The organism is Mesorhizobium sp. M7D.F.Ca.US.004.03.1.1, from assembly GCF_003998635.1.
Taxonomy (GTDB): domain Bacteria; phylum Pseudomonadota; class Alphaproteobacteria; order Rhizobiales; family Rhizobiaceae; genus Mesorhizobium; species Mesorhizobium loti.
In genome coordinates, this window is the sequence record NZ_RZQG01000761.1 from 1 (window position 1) to 2,899 (window position 2,899).

Annotated in this window: 4 protein-coding genes and 1 pseudogene; 3 read left to right on the forward strand and 2 right to left on the reverse strand. The window is 58.8% G+C overall.

Annotation, left to right across the window (positions count from 1 at the left end):
• From EN935_RS29360 to EN935_RS29370, 3 genes and pseudogenes are all read left to right on the forward strand, one after another.
• Nucleotides 1-718, forward strand: a 718-nt coding sequence (locus EN935_RS29360) for a molybdopterin-dependent oxidoreductase (RefSeq protein ID WP_164771420.1), incomplete at its 5' end; no start/stop codon positions are given.
• 90 nt (nt 719-808) lie between these two features.
• Entirely contained in the window at nt 809-1,249 is a 441-nt protein-coding gene (locus EN935_RS29365) for a CBS domain-containing protein (protein WP_127265853.1), read from the forward strand.
• 3 nt (nt 1,250-1,252) lie between these two features.
• A pseudogene (locus EN935_RS29370) lies at nt 1,253-1,368 on the forward strand (IS110 family transposase); the annotation flags it as partial.
• A gap of 79 nt (nt 1,369-1,447) precedes the next feature.
• On the opposite strand, the gene EN935_RS29375 reads toward EN935_RS29370, so the two are convergent.
• Both EN935_RS29375 and EN935_RS29380 read right to left on the reverse strand, forming a co-directional pair.
• Entirely contained in the window at nt 1,448-1,855 is a 408-nt protein-coding gene (locus EN935_RS29375) for a hypothetical protein (RefSeq protein ID WP_127265851.1), read from the reverse strand.
• Nucleotides 1,856-2,385: 530 nt separating this feature from the next.
• Nucleotides 2,386-2,899 (reverse strand): chromate transporter (locus tag EN935_RS29380; protein ID WP_206534600.1); only part of this gene is annotated, 514 nt, incomplete at its 5' end.

A 2,899-nucleotide genomic window follows, 5' to 3' on the forward strand; every position in this document is an offset into this window, starting at 1 on the left:
CGCGATGGCCATCCTCCTCGCAGCATGGCTAGTCGTCTCACCCTTCACCATCAGCCACGCCCGATTGGTGCAGCGCACCGGCGCGTTCATGATCGGCTGGCTGATGGGGCTGGCGGAAGGCTGGGATGCGCGCTCGCAACTGACGAAGAAGGATATCTCGCCCTATTTTTGGCCGAACGGGACAATGCCGAATTCGAAGGAATTCGACGATCTCGTGGCCGAGAATTTCGCCAGCTACCGACTCCGCGTCGGCGGCCTCGTCGAAGCACCCCGCGACTTCTCCCTGGCCGATCTAAGGGCAATGCCAAAGCAGGAACAGATCACTACGCATTTCTGCATCCAGGGTTGGTCCGGCGTTGCCGAATGGGGCGGCATGCCCATGCGCGATATTCTGGACCTGGTGAAGCCGACACCAGCGGCCCTCTACGCCGTGTTCTACTCGCTGGCCGATGGTGCCGATGGTGGTCGCTACTACGACGTCCACAAGATCGAAAACATGAGCCATGACCTGACGATCCTCGCCTACGAGATGAACGGCGCCCCGCTTAGCGTTTTACATGGCGCGCCCTTGCGGCTCAGGTGCGAAAACGAGTTGGGCTTCAAGATGGTCAAATGGGTCGCAGCGATCGAGTTCGTGCGCGATTTCGCCGACCTCGGCGCGGGTCAGGGCGGTTACAATGAGGATCATGAGTTCTACGGCTATCGTATGCCGATTTGATTGCCGATAATAACAGGGCGCTGTTACCCTACGGACAATCCTGAGCGCCCACGGATTTTCACGCCAAGCGATTTCACAGGAACAGGAACGATGTTGGTCGGGAAGATGTTGCCACGCGCGTTCGAGCGGCTCGCGGTAATCGAAGCAAAGGCTCAGATTAAAGAAGCGGCCAGAATGATGTCCAAGCCGCACACCGACCTCGTTGTGGTGTGTGAGCGAGGGAACATGGTCGGTGTCGTTACAAAGACCGACATTGTTGGCCAGATCAGTCAGTGTCTCGGATTCGGTTGTACGGCCAGGATAGACAGCATCATGACGCGCGATGTTACCTATTGCCGAGAGAATGAGGGGCTTCTTGATGTGTGGACCGTGATGAATGAACGGGGTCTTCAGCGCATTCCGGTCCTCGATGAGGCACAAAAGCCAATCGGCATTATTTACACACGAGATGCGCTGCAAGCATTATTGGGCGAATCTGAAAACGAAGATAGACTTCTCCGCGATTACATATCGGGGGTCGGTTACCGATAGGGACCGGCCATCTGACTGGAGACTCAACATGTGCGTGTCTCGATGTCGGCGCAGCGCAACAAGACCGACAAGGCCGATGCGCTGGCATCGCCCACGTGATGCGCACTGGCTGGTTCCGCTAGGCTTACATCCAGTCGGAAATCTGCTACCGGGCGCGGCTTTTGCTGACGCACCGGCGCAATGACTTCCGCGGTCAAGTCAGCGTGTTGCGGGCGATAACTCAGACACCGAGCGCACGCTTCCGCTCGAGAAAACCACGAGTGCGAAAAGCAGCACAGCGGCTGCGACGATCAGCGAGCCGCCAGCGACGACCGGCTCAAGTGCCGTATTGCCTTGCAGCATCAGATAAAGCGCTGGCAGCATGATTATCAGCCCGACGTTATACACGCCGTAGTGGACCATCGCGATTCTCCGCGCCGCCTTTGCCGGGTTAAGCGCATAGTACCCGCCAAAGATTGCGGATGTGACCCAGCCGAGCAGATTGATGTGTGCATGTGCCGGAAAGGCACCATGGTCGCCCGAGATCGCCATTTGTAGGCCGGCGCCAATCCCCAGAATGAGCCACACGATAGCTGTCTTAAAAAAGAGATCCGAAACCTTAGGCATGACACTTCCTCCCCAAACAAGCCGAATTCAATGCGCCCTATATTATGGATTTCTAAAAGATGGATGCAATCAAAATCACATCCATAAGACCCCCGACCGAGCCTCACAGTGACGGGTTTATGGCTTTGGCTGCGATCAGTTTTGCTCGGGTTTTGCGGTCGGCATTGCTCGACCAGCCTTCGCCTCGGTGCACACCGCGATTGCGACCGACGACGGTGCAGTCGAGCCCATGAAGGTCCGCAAAGTCATCGCTCTTCCTGCGGTGAGGCATTTACCACGCGTGGCGTGATCCTGGCCAATGGCAATCCTGGTCGGCCCCGAAATCGTGATCGCGACGACGCGCCATCGCACTGGCCTCGAACCGATGGTGGGCAAGCTTGGCCTTCTGGAAGGCAAAGGCGTTCCGCTTTTCAACGGCGGCGATCATCGCCCGACACTGCCGGATCTATGGTTCACGGGAATGCGGCCAAATGTTCGTGGCTGCTTCGCCAACGCCAGGATTCAGGCACGCGCCATTGCAAAGGCCATTGTCACATCACCGAGGCGCGCAGCGCGCCAGCAGCGGCAAGAAACACCACCACAACCCACGACGGCATCCGCCAAACGACCAGAAGCAAGAACCCTGTCACAGCCAGAGCAAAATCCCCTGGCGTGACGACGGCGCTCTTCCACACCGGATCGTAGAGAGCCATCCCCAGGATTCCGACCACAGCCGCATTCGCACCGCGCATCGCAGCCTGGGCGCCTGGCCGCGACCGCAGGGCGTCCCAAAACGGCAACATGCCGCAAACGAGCAGCGTACCGGGGAGAAAGATCGCTACAAGCGCGATCGCTGCGCCAGCCAGGCCATTCGGAACTGGGCTTGCCACGCTCCCCAGATAGGCAGCGAACGTGAAGAGCGGTCCCGGCATCGCCTGCGCCAGTCCATATCCCTGCAGGAACGCTTCGCTCTTCACCCAGCCCGTATTGACGACCGCCGTTTGCAGCAGCGGCAGCACCACATGGCCTCCCCCGAAGACCAAGGCTCCCGAGCGGTAAAAGGCG

Bases quoted from the DNA above. Each gene is read 5' to 3' on its own strand.
- EN935_RS29375 (WP_127265851.1), bottom strand. From the start codon at position 1,855: ATGCCTAAGGTTTCGGATCTCTTTTTTAAGACAGCTATCGTGTGGCTC.
- EN935_RS29365 (WP_127265853.1), top strand. From the start codon at position 809: ATGTTGGTCGGGAAGATGTTGCCACGCGCGTTCGAGCGGCTCGCGGTA.